The sequence below is a fragment of the Pseudomonas sp. USTB-Z genome (genome assembly GCF_019691255.1).
Classification (GTDB): Bacteria; Pseudomonadota; Gammaproteobacteria; order Pseudomonadales; family Pseudomonadaceae; genus Aquipseudomonas; species Aquipseudomonas alloputida.
The window spans coordinates 46,710-68,003 of sequence record NZ_JAECZP010000021.1 but is presented as its reverse complement, the minus strand read 5'-3'; the positions used below and the strand labels follow the sequence as shown (position 1 = coordinate 68,003).

19 protein-coding genes are annotated in these 21,294 nt (G+C 61.1%); all 19 read right to left on the bottom strand.

Annotation, left to right across the window (positions count from 1 at the left end; genetic code table 11):
* Positions 1-4 precede the first annotated feature (4 nt).
* The 19 genes from fliI to I8746_RS21220 all read right to left on the bottom strand — a co-directional run bounded on the left by fliI (position 5) and on the right by I8746_RS21220 (position 21,167).
* A complete protein-coding gene (gene fliI / locus I8746_RS21310; RefSeq protein ID WP_012051628.1) occupies positions 5-1,360 on the bottom strand; it encodes a flagellar protein export ATPase FliI in 1,356 nt (451 codons plus the stop codon).
* Positions 1,350-2,144, bottom strand: a complete 795-nt coding sequence (fliH, locus tag I8746_RS21305) for a flagellar assembly protein FliH (protein ID WP_003254431.1) — start codon at positions 2,142-2,144, stop codon at positions 1,350-1,352. The genes fliI and fliH overlap by 11 nt, the downstream gene beginning before the upstream one ends.
* A 162-nt stretch (positions 2,145-2,306) precedes the next feature.
* Complete coding sequence (gene fliG, locus I8746_RS21300; RefSeq protein WP_003254434.1) at positions 2,307-3,326, bottom strand: flagellar motor switch protein FliG; 1,020 nt, start codon at positions 3,324-3,326, stop codon at positions 2,307-2,309.
* Positions 3,319-5,097, bottom strand: coding sequence for a flagellar basal-body MS-ring/collar protein FliF (fliF, locus tag I8746_RS21295; protein ID WP_004577671.1), 1,779 nt, complete (start codon positions 5,095-5,097; stop codon positions 3,319-3,321). The genes fliG and fliF overlap by 8 nt, the downstream gene beginning before the upstream one ends.
* 15 nt (positions 5,098-5,112) lie before the next feature.
* Positions 5,113-5,445 carry a flagellar hook-basal body complex protein FliE gene (gene fliE, locus I8746_RS21290; RefSeq protein WP_003254438.1) on the bottom strand — a complete coding sequence of 111 codons (333 nt, stop codon included), beginning with the start codon at positions 5,443-5,445 and terminating at the stop codon, positions 5,113-5,115.
* Positions 5,446-5,708: 263 nt separating this feature from the next.
* On the bottom strand, positions 5,709-7,064 hold the full coding sequence (locus I8746_RS21285) for a sigma-54 dependent transcriptional regulator (protein WP_088513379.1): 1,356 nt from the start codon (positions 7,062-7,064) through the stop codon (positions 5,709-5,711).
* On the bottom strand, positions 7,064-8,281 hold the full coding sequence (locus I8746_RS21280) for a PAS domain-containing sensor histidine kinase (protein WP_088513380.1): 1,218 nt from the start codon (positions 8,279-8,281) through the stop codon (positions 7,064-7,066). Before I8746_RS21280 ends, I8746_RS21285 begins: the two co-directional genes overlap by 1 nt.
* A gap of 202 nt (positions 8,282-8,483) precedes the next feature.
* Positions 8,484-9,959, bottom strand: a complete 1,476-nt coding sequence (gene fleQ / locus I8746_RS21275; RefSeq protein WP_003254443.1) for a transcriptional regulator FleQ — start codon at positions 9,957-9,959, stop codon at positions 8,484-8,486.
* A 169-nt stretch (positions 9,960-10,128) separates the two neighbouring features.
* A complete protein-coding gene (locus I8746_RS21270) occupies positions 10,129-10,425 on the bottom strand; it encodes a hypothetical protein (protein ID WP_012051623.1) in 297 nt (98 codons plus the stop codon).
* Between the two features lie 14 nt (positions 10,426-10,439).
* The gene (fliS, locus tag I8746_RS21265; protein WP_012051622.1) at positions 10,440-10,835 is read right to left on the bottom strand and encodes a flagellar export chaperone FliS; all 396 of its coding nucleotides are present in this window, start codon (positions 10,833-10,835) and stop codon (positions 10,440-10,442) included.
* Between the two features lie 138 nt (positions 10,836-10,973).
* A complete protein-coding gene (gene fliD / locus I8746_RS21260) occupies positions 10,974-12,386 on the bottom strand; it encodes a flagellar filament capping protein FliD (RefSeq protein WP_012051621.1) in 1,413 nt (470 codons plus the stop codon).
* 81 nt (positions 12,387-12,467) lie between these two features.
* Positions 12,468-12,845, bottom strand: coding sequence for a flagellar protein FlaG (locus I8746_RS21255; RefSeq protein WP_017148167.1), 378 nt, complete (start codon positions 12,843-12,845; stop codon positions 12,468-12,470).
* Between the two features lie 71 nt (positions 12,846-12,916).
* Positions 12,917-13,768 carry a flagellin domain-containing protein gene (locus tag I8746_RS21250; RefSeq protein WP_012051619.1) on the bottom strand — a complete coding sequence of 284 codons (852 nt, stop codon included), beginning with the start codon at positions 13,766-13,768 and terminating at the stop codon, positions 12,917-12,919.
* 252 nt (positions 13,769-14,020) lie between these two features.
* Complete coding sequence (locus I8746_RS21245) at positions 14,021-14,956, bottom strand: ketoacyl-ACP synthase III (RefSeq protein WP_014755773.1); 936 nt, start codon at positions 14,954-14,956, stop codon at positions 14,021-14,023.
* A gap of 213 nt (positions 14,957-15,169) precedes the next feature.
* Positions 15,170-16,072 carry a class I SAM-dependent methyltransferase gene (locus I8746_RS21240; protein WP_029611824.1) on the bottom strand — a complete coding sequence of 301 codons (903 nt, stop codon included), beginning with the start codon at positions 16,070-16,072 and terminating at the stop codon, positions 15,170-15,172.
* A gap of 70 nt (positions 16,073-16,142) precedes the next feature.
* The gene (locus I8746_RS21235; RefSeq protein WP_237143251.1) at positions 16,143-17,084 is read right to left on the bottom strand and encodes an NAD(P)-dependent oxidoreductase; all 942 of its coding nucleotides are present in this window, start codon (positions 17,082-17,084) and stop codon (positions 16,143-16,145) included.
* A gap of 11 nt (positions 17,085-17,095) precedes the next feature.
* The gene (locus I8746_RS21230; protein WP_012051615.1) at positions 17,096-18,226 is read right to left on the bottom strand and encodes an FkbM family methyltransferase; all 1,131 of its coding nucleotides are present in this window, start codon (positions 18,224-18,226) and stop codon (positions 17,096-17,098) included.
* A complete protein-coding gene (locus tag I8746_RS21225) occupies positions 18,226-20,055 on the bottom strand; it encodes a thiamine pyrophosphate-binding protein (RefSeq protein ID WP_041168582.1) in 1,830 nt (609 codons plus the stop codon). The genes I8746_RS21230 and I8746_RS21225 overlap by 1 nt, the downstream gene beginning before the upstream one ends.
* Positions 20,056-20,057: 2 nt before the next feature.
* Positions 20,058-21,167, bottom strand: coding sequence for an N-acetylneuraminate synthase family protein (locus I8746_RS21220; RefSeq protein ID WP_012051613.1), 1,110 nt, complete (start codon positions 21,165-21,167; stop codon positions 20,058-20,060).
* Positions 21,168-21,294: the final 127 nt, after the last annotated feature.

Sequence of the window (21,294 nt, the reverse complement as noted above, 5' to 3'; positions counted from 1 at the left end):
CTTATCAACCTGCCGGGGGCGTGAAAATTGCCCCCAGCTGTTCGCGGCTCTGCGCCATGCCCACATTCTCGCCCAGGCCTTGGCGCAGGAACTCAACCAGCTTCGATTGCAAGGCAATGGCCAGGTCGGTCTCCGGATCACCGCCGGCCACATAGGCACCCACGCTGATCAGGTCGCGGCTTTGCGACAGACGCGACCACAGTTGCTTGAACTTCTGCGCCTGGCGCAAGTGGTCGGCATCGACCACTTGGGGCATGACCCGGCTGATCGACGCTTCGATGTCGATGGCCGGGTAATGGCCCTCCTCAGCCAGCCGACGCGACAGCACAAAGTGGCCGTCAAGCACGCCCCGCGCCGAGTCGGCGATCGGGTCTTGCTGATCGTCGCCTTCAGACAGCACGGTATAGAACGCAGTGATCGAACCACCGCCAGGTTCGCCATTGCCTGCCCGCTCCACTAGCTTGGGCAGCTTGGCGAACACCGAGGGCGGGTAACCCCGGGTGGCCGGTGGCTCGCCGATGGCCAGGGCAATTTCCCGCTGGGCCTGGGCGAAACGGGTCAACGAGTCCATCAGCAACAGCACATTCTTGCCTTTGTCGCGGAAGTACTCGGCAATGCGTGTGCAATACATGGCGGCGCGCAGGCGCATCAGCGGCGCATCGTCGGCCGGCGAAGCCACCACCACCGAGCGCTTGAGGCCCTCCTCACCGAGGATGTGCTCGATGAACTCCTTCACCTCGCGCCCCCGCTCACCGATCAGGCCGACCACGATGATTTCGGCCTCGGTGAAACGGGTCATCATGCCCAGCAGCACCGATTTACCCACCCCGGTACCGGCAAACAGGCCTAGCCGCTGGCCACGGCCGACGGTAAGCAGGCCGTTGATACTGCGAATGCCCACATCCAACGGCTTGCTGATAGGGTCGCGGTTGAGCGGGTTGATCACCGGGCCGTCCATCGGCACCCAGTCCTCGGCCTTCATCCCGCCCTTGCCATCCAGCGCACGGCCGGCGCCGTCGAGCACCCGGCCCAGCATGCTCATACCCATGGGCAGGCGGCCGCCGTCATCCAGCGGCACTACCCGGGCCCCCGGCGCGATGCCGACGATACTGCCCACCGGCATCAGAAACACCTTGGGCCCGGCAAAGCCCATGACTTCGGCTTCGACCTGCACCGGGTGATAACTGTCATCGTTGATCACCAAACAGCGGCTGCCGACTGCTGCGCGCAGGCCTTCGGCTTCCAGGGTGAGGCCAACCATACGCAGCAAGCGGCCTTCGACGATGGGCTGGGCCGGCAGCGCGATGGCCTCAGCGTAAGAGCCTAGGCGCTTGCCGAAACTGGTGCGTTCAAGGTGCATCTGGGCTGTCCACGGCACGCTCGGCCGGCGCGTCCAGGTCTATCGTCATGTCTGGCGCCGCCGGGTGCAGGGAATGGTCGTGCAACTGGTCGAACAGCTGCGCCACCGCTTTTTCGATACGCGTTTCCATGGTGGCATCGATACGGCTGTGGGCCGTCTCGATGCGGCAACCACCCGGTAGCAGCGCGCTGTCTTCCAGCAGCCGCCAGTTCTCCTCATGGCGTTCGCGCAGGGCCTTGGCCAGCTCGAAATCCTGCGGGTTGAGGTGGATGCGGATATTGTCCGCGCCCATGGGCAGCAGCTTGAGCGCTTCGCGCAGCACCTGAGTGATCTGGCTGGAATCGTTGCGCAGCTCGCGGCCAATCACCTGACGGCTCATGTGCGCGATCAGGTGCACCAGGCTTTTCTCGATCTGCGTATCCTGCTCGGCGATCGGCTCCATCAGGTTGGCCATCAGCCGCTCGAGGCTGTCCAGCTTGGCCTTCAGGGCCTCTTCGGCCTCCTGGCGGACTTTGAGCTGAGTGCTGTGGAAGCCCTCGCGCTCCCCGGTGGCGAAGCCCTCGTTGTAGGCCTCCTGACGGATGGCTTCGAGCTCTTCCAGGGTCAGTGGCTGGACTTCTTCCAGCGGCACTTCCTCGACTTCTTCCGCGATGACCTCGGGTTCCGGCTCTGGCTCGGGCGCAGGCTCCGGTTCCGGGTCGAAGCTGGGCAGCGTCCACACGTCCACGCCCTCGAGGTCGCGGGCGCGGATCAGGTCGCTGGGGTGGTGTTCTTTGGTGGGCATGCTGTCATGTTCTCAAACCATGTTCGGCCGACACGGTCCCTTGTAGGAGCGGGTTCACCCGCGAATGCGTCGGCAGCGACAACCTCGATTGCCAGGGCCGACGCCTTCGCGGGTAAACCCGCGCCTACAAAAGGCGGCGTCGGCCATGGGATCGCGAATACCTTAGATCATTTCCTCGGCGCCCTTGCCGCCAAGCACGATCTCGCCGGCCTCGGCCATACGCCGGGCAATGGTGAGGATTTCTTTCTGCGCGGTTTCCACGTCGCTGACCCGTACCGGCCCTTTGGCCTCCAGATCGTCGCGCAGCAACTCCGAAGCACGTTTGGACATGTTCTTGAAGATCTTGTCCTTGACCCGCTCGTCGGCGCCCTTGAGCGACACCACCAACACGTCGGAGGACACTTCGCGCAACAGCGCCTGGATGCCCCGGTCGTCGACGTCGGCCAGGTTGTTGAAGACGAACATCAGGTCTTCGATCTGCTCCGACAGGTCGCTGTCGATTTCGCGGATCGCGTCCATCAGTGCGCCTTCCACCGAGCTGTCGAGGAAGTTCATGATGTCGGCCGCCCGCTTGATGCCACCCAGGGTGGTACGCGCGGCGTTGGAGTTGCCCGAGAACTGCTTCTCGAGAATCTGGTTCAGCTCCTTCAGCGCCGCGGGTTGCACGGTGTTCAGCGATGACACGCGCAGGACGATGTCCAGGCGCACCTTGTGGTCGAAGTTGCTCAGCACTTCACCGGCCTGGTCCGGGTCGAGGTAGGCGACCACGATGGCCTGGATCTGTGGGTGCTCATAGCGGATCACGTCGGCCACGGCACGCGGCTCCATCCACTTTAGGCTGTCCAGGCCGCTGGTATTGCCGCCGAGCAGGATGCGGTCGACCAGGCCGTTGGCCTTGTCCTCGCCCAGGGCCTGGTTGAGCATCTTGCGGATGTACGCATCAGAACCGACGCCCAGGCTGGTCTGGTCGCCGACGATGTCGACGAACTCGCTCATCACCTGTTCAACCTGGTCACGGTGCACATTGCCCATCTGCGCCATGGCCACACCCACCCGCTGCACTTCCTTCGGGCCCATGTGCCGCAGCACCTGGGCCGCATCGGTCTCGCCCAGCGAGAGCAGGAGGATCGCCGCCTTGTCGACGCGGCTCAGCTTGGCGGTAACGGCTCGGTTATCACTCATCGGCGTTGATCCAGTCTTTCACGACCTGAGCCACACGGCCCGGGTCTTCGGCCACCAGGCCTTTGATTGCGTTGAGCTGTGCCTCGTAACCCTCGCTCGGGCTAGGCAGCAGAATGCTTGTCGGGCCACCCAGGCTGACGCGGTCGTTGGCCAGTTCGCCATCCAGCCCCATCATGCCGCCCAGCTCCATGTCGCTGTCCGGGGCAGCCTGCTTGCCGCCCCCGGTAATGTTGTTCAGCACTGGCCGCAGCACGCCGAACACCAGCACCAGGATGAACACCACGCCCAGCACCTGTTTGACGATATCCCAGAACCACGGCTGCTGGTAGAAGGCGATATCGGCGATTTCCTCGCCACGGTCGGCGGCGAACGGCACGTTGATCACTGTCACGCTGTCGCCACGGCTGGCATCGAAGCCGACTGCGTCCTGCACCAGGCGGGTAAAGCGCGCCAGGTCCTCGGCACCCCATGGCGCCCGCGTGGTATCGCCAGTGGCCGGGTCGATCTTGACCTGGTCGTCCACCACCACCGCTACCGACAGGCGGGTCATGCGCCCCTGCTGCTGGCGGGTGTGGCTGATGGAACGGTCCAGCTCGAAGTTCTTGGTGCTTTGCTGACGTTTGTCTGACGGGTACGGCGCGAGCATCGGCTGACCGGTGGCCGGGTCCATGATCTGCTGGCCGTTGGCATCCACCAGCGGTTGGCCAGGCTGAATGGCAGCAGCCGGGGTAGCCGCGCCACCAGTGGTCTGCGGTGCAGAAGCGGCGCCTGGCGGCTGGTTGCTCAGCGCGCCAGGCACGCCTTGCGGGCCTTGGCTGCTGGCACGTTGTTCGTCGACCGACTGCTCGCTGCGCAACGCCGGCTGGTCGGGGTTGAACTGTTCGGAGGTGGACTCGACCGCGCTGAAGTCGAGGTCGGCGGACACTTCGGCCTTGTAGCGGTCGTTGCCCAACACCGGCTGCAGAATGTTGTGCACACGCTGGGTGAGCATGCCTTCCACCCGGCGGCTGTAGTCGAACTGCTTGCCGGCCTGGGTCAGCGCGGAATCCTGAATCTGTTCGGACAGCAGGTTGCCTTTCTGGTCGACGACGGTGACCTGGGATTTGTCCAGTTCCGGCACGCTGGTGGCGACCAGGTTGACGATGGCCATCACCTGCCCGGCTTCCAGTGCACGGCCTGGGTACAGCTCGACCAGTACCGAGGCGCTGGGCTTGCGTTCATCACGCACGAACACCGAACTTTTCGGGATGGCCAGGTGCACGCGCGCGGCTTTGACGTTGTTGAGGCTGGAAACGGTACGGGCCAGTTCGCCTTCAAGGCTGCGGCGGTAGCGGGTAGCTTCCATGAACTGGCTGGTGCCCAGGCCCTGCTCCTTGTCGAGCAGCTCGAAGCCGACATTGCCGTCGCTCGGCGCCACGCCGGCGGCTGCCAGTTTCAGGCGCGCACGGGAGAGGTCGTCGGCCTTGACCAGCAGGGCCCCCGAGTTGGGCTCCACGTTATAGGGGATGTCAGCAGCGGCCAGGGTGTCCATGACCTGCTTGGTGTCCATGCCCGACAGGCTGCCGTACAACGGACGGTAATCGGGTTGTTGCGACCACAGCACCACGGCAAAGCCGATGGCCACGCTGGCCGCCAGGCCGACCATGAGGCCGATCTGGCGCAGCATGGGCATCTGCGAGATGTTTTCCAGAAACGCCATGCCAAACAGCGGCGGCTTGGCCGCTGGCGAGCCAGCTTTGGCGGGGGCGTTTTCGACGACTGCTTCAGCCATGGGTTACATCCGTCCTCAAACCGGCATCTGCATGATGTCCTGGTACGCCTGGACCAGCTTGTTGCGTACCTGGGTCATGGCTTGCATCGACACGCTGGCCTTTTGCGAAGCGATCATCACGTCAGTCAGGTCGACGCCGCTTTTGCCGATTTCGAACGCGTTGGCCAGTTGGGTCGAGGCCTGCTGCGTCTCATGCACCTTGCCGATGGCCTGGCCGAGCATGTCGGCGAAGGTGCTTTGCCCTGGCGCCAGCTCGGGGGCGGCCGTTACCTTGGGCAGCGACATGGCATCGGCCTGCATGGCCCGCATGTCCAACATCAGACGATTGAATTCAACACCTTGGCTCATGACCCTTCTCTCTCCTGCGGCCGCATTTTTTTGACAGTCATGCGGCGAATGACCTACCTAAAGCAACAAAGGTGCCAGCCTTCGCAACTCATTTCCCAGGGATCACACAATTCCTGTGGGAGCGGCCTTGCGTCGCGATAGGGGCGCGGAGCGGCCCCAGGACTTCAGCTCCGCCGCAAAGATCGCCGGGGCTGCTTTGCGACCCTATCGCGACGCAAGGCCGCCCCCACAGAGGTCCGCGCCAGTTGCAGATGATTGGCCAGTCAGCCGAACAGACTGGCCTCGACGTCAAACCCGGCATCGCGCATCTGCGCCAGCTTGTAGCGCAACGTACGTGGACTGATCCCCAGGCGTTCGGCCGCCTCTTTGCGGCGGCCGCGCTCGGCGCGCAGGGTGTCGATGATCATCTGGTACTCGTGACGACGCATGTCATCCCCCAAGCCGCCGGCATCAGCAACCACCTGGAGAGATGGCTCGGTGCTAGCTGACAATGGAATGGCGCCTGCCAGACAAAAATCCGCCGCCTCGATCACGCCACCCTGCTGCAGAATCAACGCCCGCTGCAGGGCGTTGTCCAGTTCGCGCACGTTGCCCGGCCAGGCATAGGCTTGCAGGCAGGCCCGAGCCGCTGGCGAGAGGCGCACCGGGGTGTGCTTCATCTTGGCCACATGGCGCGCCAGCAAGCGCTCAGCCAGCTGCAGGATATCGCCCGGCCGCTCACGCAGCGGGCGCCAGGCCAGCGGAAACACTGACAGGCGGTAGTACAGGTCTTCGCGGAAGCGCCCGGCTGCCACTTCGCCGGCCAGGTCGCGGTTGGTGGTGGCCAGCACCCGAATGTCCAGGCTGATCGGCTTGCGCCCGCCTACCCGCTCCACCTCGCGCTCCTGCAGCACACGCAGCAGCTTGGCCTGCAAGGCCATGGGCATTTCCGAGATTTCGTCGAGCAGCAGGGTGCCGCCTTCGGCCTGCTCGAACTTGCCCGCCTGAGCCGCAATAGCGCCGGTGAAGGCACCCTTCTCGTGGCCGAACAGGGTGGCCTCGAGCATGTTATCGGGGATCGCCGCGCAGTTGATCGCCACGAAGGGCTGCGCCGCACGCGGCGACTGCTGGTGAATGTAGCGCGCCAGCACTTCCTTGCCAGTACCGGACTCGCCGGAAATCAGCACGGTCGAGTCACTGCGCGCCACACGGGCCGCCAGTTCCAGCAATTGGCGGCTGGCCGGCTCGCAGGCCACCGGCCCCTCTTCGCCGGTCACACGCCCGGCGGCATGCCGCTCCACGAGGCTGAGCAGCGCCTTGGGCTCGAACGGTTTGACCAGGTAGTCGACGGCGCCTTGGCGCATGGCCTCGACCGCACGCTCGACGGCAGCGTGCGCCGTCATCAACAGTACCGGCAACTGTGGCTGCTGGCGGCGCAGCTGGCTGAGCAACTGGTGCCCGTCCATACCGGGCATGTTGACGTCACTGACCACCAGGCTGAACGCGTCATCCACTACGGCCTCCAGCGCTTCTTCGGCACTGCCCACGGCCTGGTAGGCGAAACCGCCGATTTCCAGGGTATCGCCCAGCGCCTGGCGCAATACGCGGTCATCCTCGACCAGCAGCACCTTGATTGCCATTACACCCCCTCCGCCAATTGCCCGTCGATCAACGGCAGCTCTACCCGTACGCAGGTACCACGGCCGACTTTCGAGCGCAGGTTGATCGTGCCCTGGTGCGCACGCACCACCGCCTTGACCACGGCCAGGCCCAGGCCGGTGCCGGTGGCCTTGGTGGTAAGGAACGGCTCGCCCAAACGGCCGAGCAAGCCTGCATCGATGCCGCTGCCAGCATCGCTGACGCACAGGTGCAAGCTTCGTTCGCGGCGGTACAGGTGCACCTTCAGCCGTGCCGGGCCATCGCTGGCCTGCAGGGCATTTTCAATCAGGTTGAGCAAGGCGCCCACCAGGGTGTCGCGGTTGCACAGCAGCTCACCCAGATGACTGTCGCACTGCCAGCGCACGGCGTGCCCCTGCACATGCGCCTGGGCCGCCTGCTGCAGGGCCTGGAACAGCGCTTTCGGGGTCACCCGATCCCCCAGCGGCAACTCGCCACGGGCAAACACCAGCATGTCGCGCACCTGGTGTTCCAGTTCGTGCAGGCGCTCCTTCAAGGTCGCGGCGAAGCGCTGACGGGTTTGCGCGCTCAGCGCTTGCTCGTTGTCGGCCAGGTGGCCGGCATACAGCATGGCTGCCGACAGCGGCGTGCGGATCTGGTGGGCCAGCGAGGCAACCATGCGCCCCAACGACGACAGCCGCTCGTGGCGAGCCAGCTGGTCCTGGAGGCGACGGGTTTCAGTCAGGTCGTTGAGCAGCACCAATTGGCCAGGCTCGGCATCCAGTGAGCGGGTGGCGATCGACAGGCGGCGACCGTCGCGCAGCGAGACTTCGTGGCCGTCGTCCTTGCGCGGGGCAAAGCTACGGGCGATTACCTGACGCCACAATTGACCGATCAGAGGCTCGCCGAGCAACTCGCAAGCAGCCGGGTTGGCTTCGCGCACAAGGCCCTGGCCATCAATCACGATCACCCCGCCGGGCAGCAAATCCAGCAAGTTCTGCAGGCGGTTGGCCAGGCGTTCCTTTTCACTCAGTTCGTCAATGCGCTGGGCGCTGACCACGGCCAGCTCGCCCTTGAGCTCGCTGACCCGGGCTTCGAGCAGGCTGTAGGACTGGCTCAGTTGGCTGGACACCTGATTGAACAGGGCGAAGGCCTGCGCGATACCCTGGCCGTTGTCCTGCGCGACCGGGGTTTGCCCCTGCTGTTCGGGGGCTCGGGATACGTGGGCGGCCTGGGGCATCGTGCTCTCTCGCGTGGCTGACCGTCATAAAAACGGTGTGTTGCCAGCGATGTAGCAATAGCCGTGCCGGAGATAGGGATTTATGCCGGCCTCTTCGCGGGCACGCCCGCTTCCACAGGGATATCACCGAATTGAAGATGTGTATCGATCCTGTGGGAGCGGGCGTGCCCGCGAAGAAGCCGGCACAGGCAACCGCCAGGCGTCAATCCTCGGCCTGTTCCTCGCCACCCTGGCGGCTCATGCCGTACTTGCGCATTTTCTCGACCAGGGTGGTACGGCGAATACGCAAACGTTCAGCCGCGCGCGCAACGATACCGTTGGCATCGTCCAGCGCCTGCTGGATCAGGCCCTGCTCCAGGCTACCCAGGTAGTCCTTGAGGTCCAGGCCTTCGGGCGGCAGCATGGCGTGATTGCTGAAGTTGGGTGTGTGGCCATTGATCGCCACGCGCTCTTCCAGGTCGCTGCGCAGGCTGTCGACCATCTGCTCGTCTTCGTCATCGACATAGCGGAATTTCTTCGGCAGTTCCGACACGCCAATGACCCCGTACGGGTGCATGATCGCCATGCGCTCGACCAGGTTGGCCAGCTCGCGCACGTTACCCGGCCAGCCGTGACGACACAGCGACATGATCGAGGCGGAATTGAAGCGAATGGAACCGCGCTTCTCGTGCTCCATGCGCGAAATCAGCTCGTTCATCAGCAACGGGATGTCTTCCACCCGCTCACGCAACGGTGCCATTTCGATAGGGAACACGTTCAGGCGGTAGTACAGGTCTTCGCGGAAGGTGCCGTCCTCGATCATGGTTTCGAGGTTCTTGTGCGTCGCAGCGATGATGCGCACGTCGATGCTTTGGGTCTTGTTGCTACCCACGCGCTCGAAGGTACGCTCCTGCAGCACACGCAGCAGCTTGACCTGCATCGGTAACGGCATGTCGCCGATTTCATCGAGGAACAGGGTACCGCCGTTGGCCAGCTCGAAACGCCCGGCACGGCTGGTGATGGCCCCGGTAAAGGCGCCCTTCTCGTGGCCGAACAGTTCGCTCTCCAGCAGCTCGGCCGGGATCGCGCCACAGTTGACCGGCACGAACGGCGCTTCACGGCGCTTGGAATGGTAGTGCAGGTTGCGCGCCACCACTTCCTTGCCGGTGCCGGACTCACCCAGGATCAGCACGCTGGCGTCGGTATCCGCCACTTGCTGCATCATTTGCCGCACGTGCTGAATGGCACGGCTGGTGCCCACCAGGCTACGGAACAGATTGGGCTCGCGCTGGCGACCGCGCTCGCGCGCCTGGTCGTACATTTCGCGGTAAACCTGAGCACGGTGCAGCGAATCCAGCAGCTGGCTGTAGCTTGGCGGCATTTCCAGGTTGGAAAGCACCCGGCGGCGAAGGTCTTCCGGCAGCTCGGCAGAAGAAATTTCACCTAAAAGCAGAACCGGAAGGAACTCATCCCAGGTAGCCACTGTCTTAAGCAGCCCAAGCAGATTGCCCGGAGCATTCACGGTGCCGATGAGCACGCACAGCACTTCGCGGCTCGAGGACAATGGCTCGACCGCCTGCTGCCAGTCATGGCTGGCACATGCGAGGTTTTCTTCGCCGAGGAAGTTCAGCACCACCGCAAGGTCGCGGCGGCGCGCGCTGTCGTCATCGATCAGCAGAATCTTGGTTTCACGCCACATGCAATAGCAACTTCCCTAGTCATATCGGCGCCCTGCAGGGGCGTGCTCGACATCATTCCGACTGAATGGTCAGTGTTCGGACGTCTGAAATTCGAAAACAGCCACTAGTAAAGTCAAAAAACACCGATCAGTCAAATTAATGGCGCACGGCTTTTTGCAACATCGGTGGTCAGGTGAACAAATGGTATACCTTTGCCGCGTTCTTCGCCTGACGGATTTTCGTCATTTCATTGACCAAGGATTGACGCTCGCCACTTGCAACCTCGATTAGTTGGCGGTAAACGACCAGCAATTCCTCGAGACTGGCACTCACGTCCGCCTCATTTCCTTTGGCTTCGGACACCATGTCACCGATGCGCAAACGGCATTCCAGGTCCAACTCCCCCACCGCCTCCCAGTCGCGGTCGGCCAACGCCGCCAACAGCATGTCGCGGGTCTGTTCGATTCGGGTGATTACTTCGCTCATGTCTTGCTCCTTTATCAGGAGGCCGACGACTGGTCGCCAATTGCGTCCCAGCCTTCCTTTACAGTGATCAGCAGGCGCGCGACCTCGTCGATGATGGTCGGGTCGCCTTTGAGATTGGCTTCGGTCAGGCGGCGACTCATGTAGATATACAGGCTATCCAGTTCAGCCAGGTTGTCACCATGGTTTTCCAGGTCCAGCCCCTCACGCAGCCCACCGATGATGTCGATGGCCTTGCCGAGCAAAATACCTCGCTGCGCAATGTCATTGCGCGCGATGGCACCTTTGGCCTGGGCCATACGATCCAGGCCGCCCTGCATAAGCATCTGTACCAGGCGGTGTGGACTGGCTTCGGACGTCTGCGCCACGCCGTTGACTTTCTGGTATTGCCGAAGGGCCAACATCGGGTTCATGGATCTACCTCGTTGCAGCGAAAAAGGTTGCTTGTACCTGTGTATCGCCTGAGCGTCAAAAAACTTTAGTGCCAACGCAAAAAGCCCGGAGCGACAAGGGTCGCTGCCGGGCTTTTACATGGCAAAAGGCGAGAACGATCAGGAGTTCTTGGCCTGAGCGTTGATAGCGTCGAAAACCGATTTGATCTGGTCGGCCTGGGCATTCAGCTTGGCCACGGCGGTGTCCATTGCCACCCACTTCTTGGTCAGCGACTCGGTCAAAGCCTCGGTGCGACGATCCAGCGCAGTCTGCTGGTCTGCCAGGTTCTTCGCCACCTTATCCAGGTTGCTCTTGCGTGTGGCCAGGCTGCCGTCCGTGGAGTTGTACGGATCGATGGCCTTGTTCATGCGCTCGATCAGCCCATTGGAACCGGTGAACAACTCCTGAACTTCGGAGCCCAGCTTCTTGTCGTTCATCGCCGCGGTGAACTTGGTCGAGTTGAACTCGAGGGTGCCATCTTTCGTGGTGTTGATACCCAACTGGCTCAGGGTCGTCAGCTGGTCACCCGCCCCAACCTCCGACAGCACCTTGCGAATATCGTTGACCAGCGAACGGGTGGTCGGGTCGTTGCTCAACGGGCCGAGCGACAGGTTGTCATCCTCATCACGCGTGGACGTTGTCAGCGCAGTAATGGTTTTCTGCAACGTGTTATAGGCATCGACGAACGACTGAACCGACTTCCTCAGGCCATCATTGTCCTGCGACACCGAGACATTGGTGGGCACACCGTCGGCGCCCGACCTGGCGCTGACGCCCGTCAACTCCAGCGTGATGCCACTGATGGCGTCGGTAATGGTGTTCTTCTTGTTGGTGACCACCAGGCCGTCGATGGTCAGCTCGGCATCCTGCGCCATGGCGGTAATGAACCCGGCGCCGGTATCCGACATCTGCTGAGTACCGTCGATCTCAAGCTCAGGGACACCACTGACCATGAGGTCGGTATCGGCACCGGTGGTGGTTGAACTGAACACCAGCCGCGCACCGTCCTTGCCGTTCACGATGTTGGCGGAGATGCCTTGAACGGCCAGCTCTTTGTTGATCTGGTCGCGCACGGACTGCAACGAGGCGCCATCTTCAACTTCGAGCTCATAGGTATTGCCATTCTGCTCAATGGTCAGCGTCCCCCCGGTAACCGTTGCAGCCGCACCGCCAGCAATCGGGGCACTGGCCACTTTCGAACCGGTCGCCAGCTTGTTGACCACAATGTCATAGCTGCCTGCCACTGCCGTATTGCCAGCCGTCACCTTGACCACCGACTCATTGGCCGACTTGGCGGCATACGCATTGAAAGCGGGACTGGTGGAGCTGTTCAGCTTTGCCATGGCGTCCTGAAACGCCGTCAGGGCACTGCGAAGCGAGCCCACACCGGAAATCATCGCGGTATTGTTGCTGGTCTGCCGAGTGATCTGCGCCTTCTTGGCCGCCGTGTCGGCATTGACCAGCGCCGCGACCATTTCGGTGATATTCAGACCCGTACCTTGACCGATACTGGAAACCAGGGTGCTCGCCATACAGTTATCCCTCTTTGTTGACCGTCAGGGCCTGCTCCTGCAAGCCCGACGTGATTCCTGCTTTAGCACATTCTCCGCCGATCAAACCTTGGCGTCGAACAAAATACTGTTTACATCGCTCAGGTTATGCGCAATCCGCAATGCCTCTTCAGAAGGCAACTGGCGGATCAACTCGCCGGTTTCACTGGCGATGACCTTGACTACGATCTTTCCGGATTCTTCGTCCGTGGAGAATTCCAGGTTGCGTCGGGTGGCGCTGAGAAACTTTTCAATTTCCGAAACAGCGCTTTTCACTTTTTCGGCATCATTGCTGTGCTCGGCAGCACTGATGGCATTGGGTACCAGCGTGTCACTGCCGCCGCGCGAAGCCTCCTCAGCGCGAGCAACCGGTTTTTCGCCAGCCTGTTCGGCGGGGCGGGATGCCGGGTAGGACAGATTCAGCTTGACGCTCATGTCCATGTCTACCACCTCATAACGAAAAGGCGGGGAAGTGCCTTAGAATGCACTCCCCCGCCGATCACCATCAGCGATTACTGAAGCAGCTTCAGTACGGCGGATGGCAGTTGGTTGGCCTGGGCCAGAATCGAAGTGGAAGCTTGCTGCAGGGTCTGCTGCTTGGTCAGCTGAGCAGTTTCGGCGGCGAAGTCGGTGTCTTGTACACGGCCACGGGCGGCTTCGGCGTTTTCGTTAATGTTCTGCAGGTTGTTGATGGTGCTGGTCAGACGGTTCTGAACGGCACCCAGATCGGCACGGGTGCTGTTGATCGCGTTCAGCGCGTCATCAATAGCGCTCAGGGCGGCGGTGAAGGTCGCTTCGGCAGCGGCGCTGTCAGCACCGGTGATGCTCTGGCCACTCAGGCCGCTCAGCGCGCCAGTGGTGTTCATGGCATCGCTCAGGCTGATGGTGATCTGGTTGTCGCTGCCGGTGTTGGAGCCAACCTGGAAGGTCATGTCGCTGGCGCTACCGTCCAGCAGGTTCTTGCCGTTCAGCTGGGTCGAACCGGCGATACGGTCGATCTCTTTGAGCATCGACTGGAATTCTTTATCCAGTGCATCGCGGTCTGCTTCGCTGTTGTTGTCGTTTCGCGACTGAACAGCCAATTCACGCATACGTTGCAGGATGTTGGTCTGCTCTTGCATCGCGCCTTCAGCAGTCTGGGCGATGGAGATAGCGTCGTTGGCGTTTTTGATCGCCATGGTCTGGCCGCGGATCTGCGAAGTCATGCGGGTAGCGATCTGCAGGCCGGCAGCGTCGTCTTTGGCGCTGTTGATTTTCAGGCCGGAAGACAGACGGGTCATCGAGGTGCCCAGTGCATCGGAAGCCCGGTTCAGGTTCTTCTGAACGCCCAGGGAGGTGGTGTTGGTGTTTACAGTCAAAGCCATGACGAATTCCTCGTTGGATTGGGTACTACGGCTTCCGGCCTTGGCAATTCGCCGGAGGTGGCACAGAGAACCTTCGTAATAGTTATCGTCGTCAGGGCGTCTTGCTTTAGCGCAATTTCAAAAAAAATTGCTGGCACCGTGCCAGCCCAATGAAATCAAGGAGTTGACGCCAATTTACAGGCGCCATTTTGATGCAGGATAGAAAGTAAAACGCCGTCAGACGATGACGGCGTTGTTGAAGGCGACGAACGGTCAGTCGCAGCGTTCGATAATGGCCGAGCCCCACGACAAGCCCACCCCGAAGCCACTCAGCGCCACGCGCTTGCAGCCGGAGCCAAGCACGTGCTTTTCCAGCAGCAGCGGTATGCTCGAGGACACGGTATTGCCCGTTTCGACCATATCCTTGACGAACTTCTGCTTGTGCTCGCCTTCATCGAAGCGCGACGAAACGGCATCCACGATCGCCGCGCTGCCCTGATGCAGGCAGTAAAGGTCGATGTCGTCGGCCTGCAGTGAGCTGGCTTCAAGCAACTGTTGCAAGTGCGCCGGCACCTTGACCAAGGCAAAGTTATAGACTTGGCGACCATTCATGAAGAACTTGCCATCGGTGGTACGCAAGTGCTCGGCACCCGCGCCATCGCTGCCGAACAACGACTTGCCCAATTGCCAGGCAGCGTCCTCACCCATCCAGGTGGCGGTGGCGGCGTCACCAAACAGCATGGTGGTATTGCGATCTTCCGGGTCGACAATCTTCGAGTAAGGGTCGGCAGTGATCAGCAGGCCGTTTTTGAGGCCCGCGGCCTCCATGAAACCCTTCATCGCATACAAGCCGTAGACATAGCCCGAGCAGCCCAGTGAAATATCGAAGGCCGCAACGGCGGTCGAAAGCCCGAGCTTGTGCTGAACAATCGCCGCGGTATGCGGCAGACCTTCGGCATCGCCGTTCTGAGTGACCACTATCACTGCGTCAATGGCAGCTGGATTCAGCGACGGGTTGGCGGCAAACAATGCATTGGCTGCCTCGACGCAAAGATCGGATGTTTCCTGGTTGGCATCCTTGCGCGGCAAGAAGGTGGAACCGATCTTGCCGAAAATGAACTCTTGATCCTTGCCGAATTTCGCACCTTGGGCGTAGTTGTCTACACCATTCACAGGTACGTAACTGGCGATGCTTTTAATGCCAATCATTGTGGCTTCCCGGTTGACATGGCGGATAGTGCGGGATCGGGCCTGAAACTGGCCTCGTCAGGCCATCGACGTAGCTGCCCGCTGACTTGATAGATTAAAGATGCACGTTTCGACTGCCAAGTCACGGTTATACGACCAAAGCTGCAAATGCCGCAATGCCGGGGCCGCTTTTGCATGATTTTCACGCAGCCCGAGCGCCTCATCCCCCTAAGGTCACGCGCCTCCAGGTGCCTTTTTCACAACCGCCTGAAGCAGGTGCCCTGCCGAACCCAGCTTGGCATCGCTGGCAAACGCGGTTGACTGAATATCCAGGACGGTGAAACCGCCAAGTGCGAACAGATGGGTAAGCGCTGCCACCGAAAAGAAGTTGATATGTTCATGCCAGTGCCGCTTTTGCTCAGCCGAAACCTGATTGTTGCCAACCATCAACACCTCGTGGGGTAACTCAACGTACAACAACGTATCGTCGTGCATGCAGGCGCTTATCTGCGCAAGTGTGTCCGTTGGATAAGGAACATGCTCAAGCACATGCCGGCACACGATCAAGTCGTAGGAGCGGCCTCGCACCTCGTCCTTGGTCACGCTGCTGGTACCGGGCACGGTGGGCTTTTTGTCGATATCGTAGATATCGGTCGAATAGCCCTGCCCTTTGAAAGGTGTATTGGAGCCATCCCCTCCACCCCAATCCAGAACCTGCGTGGGCGCGATATGCCGAAGAATGTATGAACGGGTCAGGCCAAGCAGCTCGCTGGGCGCGCTCAGTGCTTTGTTGCGCTCCCTGAAGCCTGGCTCATAGTGTTCTCGCAAATCTTCATAAGCCTTGCCGTAGTAACCGTCATAGAGGCGCTGCATCTCCCGTTCCGAAAACCGGATATCCAGAAACAGGAACTCACACCGCGCGCAGTGAAGGGTATTGCACACGCAGTAGGCCGTTCCCTGAGGGATACTGTTCAACCCCCAACTGTCGTCGATGACTGCAGGCGCCCAACCAAGCGCCCGATGCGACACAAAAGGCATCAGCACCGCAGGAGACCGCGACAACTGCGCCGACCCACAGCAAACGCACCGGGTAGCAACGCGTTCGCGTGCACTGGCGGGAAACACATCGTTGATCATGAAGTCAGACCTAGCATGTCCAGGTAAAAATGGGGTTATTGCGCCGCGGCCAGTTCAACCGGGCAGCCCTCTAAATCGCCGCGTCCTTGATCGACTGCTGCAAGCCATGACGCAACTGCAACCCGAGCTCCGAGCGCGCCTTGTCGATGCACGGCACATACCGGTTCCGGAAACTCCCCACGGCAGCCTGTGCAGCTGCGATGTGCACAGGTTTTTGTGGTGACAGCACGTCACGCACCTGATGAGCGAGCTCAGCGATCGTCACCGCCTTATCCGACCCGACGTTGTAAGCAGTGCCCGCGCGACCTTGACGCAGCATCACATCCAGCCAGTGAGCCAGGTCACGCTGGTCCATGTAAGACCGCACAGGCGTTCCATCCCCGCTGACGCGTATGGCGTTCGATTCAAGGGCGTCGCGAATGAAATTGCCTATCGCGAAGTGCACATCGCGCGGCAGGTCCCTGCCGACGAAGGCGAAACAGCGGGCGATGACCACCTCCAGGCCAAACTGCTGCTGGTACAAAATGCCCAGATGCTCGGCGCAGCGCTTGGCAACGCTATAGGCATGGGCAGGCTCCAACGGGTCGGGCAAGCCATGGTAATCCTCGGGAATCTGCTCCATGCCCTGCGGCTGGGGGCCGTACACGCCACCGGAACTGGTCATCAACAAGCGCGGGATACGTTGCCTGACGGAATAATCCAGCACATGACGGGTGCCATCGACGATCTGGATATAGCGCTGCAATGGCGTGAGCTGCGCGCCGGCGGTCGAATCGGCTGCCGCGTGCAACACATGCGTGAAGCCTGCTGCTTCAGGAAAGGACGCGGGCTGCAGTATGTCCCCACAGTGCAGATGCAGCCACGCCAGGCCGGAAAACTCAGGATGCCGGGTCAGAAACGCCTCTGGCGACCGGCTCAATACCGTTACCGATGGCACCTGCAAACCTGCATCGGCGATTTCCAGCCAGTGGCGCAACAGCGCCTTGCCAAAAAAGCCGGTACCGCCGGTCAATAGCAGGTTCATCAGTTCGGCACTGCGTACAATACCGACTCGAACGTGTTCGGGCAGTGTTGCCGAATATGGAACCGGTAATCGGAGCAAAACTCGAACAGCAATTCCGGCAGTTCCCACACATCCTGAGGGTTATGGTACAGCGACACGATCAGTACCGGACGGCAACGCCGGATGATCTGTTCAGCACCACGCAACACCTGTGCTTCAGCGCCCTCGACATCCAGTTTGATCAGGTCGACCGGCGCGCTTGGCAGCATCTGATCCAAGGCGACGGCAGCAATCGATACGCCCCCACCGTGCTGGCTGATAGAGCAAGCCTCACCCTGGCCAGCGTTGAAAGTGAGAATGCCGTAATGCTCAGCGGCCGCCAATGGCAAACAAATTGCGCGGGTATCTTCAGCCCCCACTCGCTGCACCAACCGAGCGAAGTTTTCAGGGTCAGGCTCAAGTAGAAACGCTCGGTTGCAGGAAATTTCGGGCCAGGCAATCAACTCTTCGTAGCTGTCACCGTCGTAGGCACCACAATCGACGTACGTGATATCGCGCCCCTGCAAGGCCGGCAACGTCAGCGCATTGATGTACCGTTCCTCCTCCGACAGGAAGCTGGCGTACTCCAGGTCTAACCCGAGCCGGAATGCACACATCCGATAAAGAAGCTGCTGGCTTTCATCATCAGCCAGCTTGTCTGCCACGCGCCCGATACGCTCCATGGCGTCCAGCAGGTAGCTACGGCTGCTCAGCCAGAACCGCCACCCCAGGGCCGAAGCGAACTGTTCGTACAACTCCCAAGGCATCAATGGCTTGGCAAAGCCTGCCTCGGCAACGATCGACAACAACTCATCGTAAGGCGCATCGCGGTTGAAAATACCGAGTGCAAGTTGCGCTTCGGGCGCCTGAAGGGCCAGTGCGTGCCAGTTCAATACGGGCAACCCTAGGGCCGAATCGATGCGTGGCGATGTCTCTACAAAGCCGCCAACAGCAATACCTTGCTGCTGTGCGGCGGCGGCCAGGCTACGACCGAAGTTCCCCGCGCCGAAGATCCACAACGGCCGCTTTGTGTCGATGCGCGCAGGTACGACATCAGTTGCCCGGTCACGCAGAGCAATGAAGTCTTGAAAGCGATTTTTCTTCTCAGCCATCACATACCACCTTTATCGGTGTTGGGGACGGAACGCAGCGCTGCAGCTTCTGCCCGAATTTGCGCCATCGTTTCCGGCTCGAGGAACGGGTGCATGTCATCCAGTTCCGGAGTGACGAACGCCCCGTTGGCATCGACCCGCGACTTGATACGCGGCACGAACTCCTGCCGAGGGTCGACGTGCAGGTCGATCAACATCGGGCCATCACTTTCCAGAAGTGCATCAAGCCGCGCCAGGTCGCCCTGTGTAGCGATGCTTTCGGCGCGCAGGCCATAAGCGCTGGCCACGGCAGTGAAGTTCGGGAATTCCACGCCTGATTCAGGCGTGGCGCCGATCACCCGGCCAAAGAAGTTTTCGTGTGTTTGCCAGATCGAGAGGTAACCCCGATTGTTGAGCACAATCACGATCACATTGACGCCGATGGTCTTGAGCGTTTGCAGTTCCTGGATGTTCATCTGCAGGCTGCCGTCACCGGCAAAGCAGATCACCCGGCGTGCACCTTCCGCTTTGGCTGCCGTCGCCGCACCAATGGCCGCAGGCAGGTCATAGCCCATCGACGCGGAGCCCGAGTTGCTGAACAGGCGCTGATCCTTCTGCAAGGCGCCTATCTGGAATGGCAGGATGCAGGCTGACGCATTGCCACACACCACGATGTCATCCGCACGCATCTGCGCAAAGATGCGCTGCACCATCAGGTACGGGTTCAAAGGCCCATCGGCTTTTTGCGTGTGCTCCGCCGATGCCGGATAGGTACGCCCGATGTGCTGGCACCATTGCACCCACGGCGCAAAACTCTGCAGGGTGGCCTTTGCCAGCTCTTGCTCGAAGACATCGAGGAAGTCTGCCAGGTCGGCGGCAACGCCGAAGTCCGGGCGCACGGTGGGCTTGTTCAGCTCGGCGGCGTCGATATCGACCTGAGCCACCCAGGCGTGCTTGGCGAATGCCTGCCAGTTGTAGCTGGTCTGCCGCACATTCAGACGCGACCCAAGCACCAGCACAAAGTCAGCCGCCTGCAAGCAGAAGTTGCCGGCACGGGTACCGATAGTGCCAGGGCGACCGGCGAACAATGGGTGATCAGACGCGATCAGATCATGGGTCCAGGCGGTCGCCAGGGGGATGCCGTAGCGCTCCACCAGCGCCAGCAGCCGTTGCTCGGTGCGTGAAAGGCGCACGCCAGTGCCGCCCAGCACCACTGGGCGGTGCGATTGCAACAGCTTGCCGACGATATCACGGCAGGCGGCGCGCAAATCCTCGGCTCGAGGCGGCTGGATCAGCGATGGCGCGGGGATATCGAGCTGTGCTTTGGATTGCTGGATATCCAGTGGGATATCGAGCCAGACAGGCCCGGGGCGACCGCCTACTGCTTCGGCGAACGCCTTGGGCAGCATGACCTCCACATCCTGCTCCGAACGCACGATCTGCGCGTACTTGCAGACCGGGCTGGCCATGGCGATGGTCGGCCCCTCCTGGTCACCCAACTGACGCAGGCCTGGCACATCCTGGAAAGACACACAGGTTTCGCGCTTGATCTGGCCGGACAGCACGATCATGGGGATGGAGTCGGTGAACGCCCCATGCACGCCGTTGAGCGCGTTGATAGAGCCCGGACCGGTCGTCAACATCACCACGGCCGGCTTGCCGGTGATGCGCGCATAACCTTCGGCGGCCATGGCACAAGCCTGCTCATGGTGCATGAACGTGCAACGCAGCTGCTCATGGCCACCCAAGGCCTGGTTGAGGAACATGGCACCGCCGCCGGTGACGGTGAAAACCTGTTCGACCCCTTGCTGAACCAGCCATTGCGCAATTTGCTGGGATACTGTCGCCATCATCACAGCCCCCGGCCCAGGATCAGTTCTTTCAGTGCCGGGGTTTCACTGTAAGGCCCGTCAATGTGGTCGATGGTCAGGCGTTCGTTTGCCTTGATCGGCTGCAGCAGCGTTTCACCGTTCATCACTTCCCGGCAGGACAGCTGCCCTTTGTGCAGCGGGATTGCAAGGTAGAAGTCCTTTTCGAACTCGTCCCGGTTCAGCACGTAGCCCGGCGACAGGTCCCGACGTGCATAGGCACCGCGCACGAGTGCATTGAGGTACTCGGTTTCTTTACGCGAAATGATGCGTCGAGTGCCGCTGACACCCCCGCACATTTCCTTGGCCTTGTGGAAGGCCTTGTACCAGGTATCGCATTGCTCAGGGAGCGAGCAGTAGTTGGAAACCGGCACACCTTGGTATTGGATATCAATGTGCCTTTCCCAGGTACGTACACCTTTACCGTAGGAAATGAGCATGGACGAGTGCCAGTCGTGGTACTCATGGGTAGACAAGCCAATGACATGCCCAGGGTAACGGTTGCGCAGGTAGTCGATCTGGTCGAGCTGCAGCTCGTCGTCCTCGCTGGGGTACAGCGAAACACAATGGTTGATGGCCAGCGGGATATCACGCTTTTCAAAGTAGCGAACGATATCGTCCAGGTCTTTTTCCGATGCGCCGCCCGTGGAAATGATGGTTGGCCGGCGGGTGGACGCGATTTTCTCGATAAGCGGCCAGTCGTTCATGTCGGAACTGGCGATCTTGATGATCGGCATGTCGAATTCGACGCACAGGTCGACCGAGGCTTCGTCGAATGGGGTCGCCATGGGAATGCAGCTCAGGTTGCGGACTTCTTCCACCATGCGGGCAAACTCTGCCTTGGTCAGGCGAGTGTCCTCGGTCTTCTTCACATAGCGAAGGTCTGCGGTACCCTTGAAATCAGGATGAATGAACTCATCGACATCGCGAAACTGCAGCTTGATGGCAGCCTTGACGTTGTTGTAACGCGCGATCGTTCCGTGGTCGCGGACAATTTTCAGCCCGCGCTCCAGCTTGCCCCAATGATTGTTGGCGAGCTCCAGTACGAACAGGTTTTCAAACAGATCTTTGTCACGCTGACTAATGGTTTTCACCGGATACTCCCCTGGTTGCCGTGGGCCAGGTCGATTTGACCCCAAGGCATGCTGTGTTTTATGTGCGGCTGATGCCGGCAGTACACGCCGCCTTGGGACGTGCCCGGCGGCTGTTGGAATGGTTGAC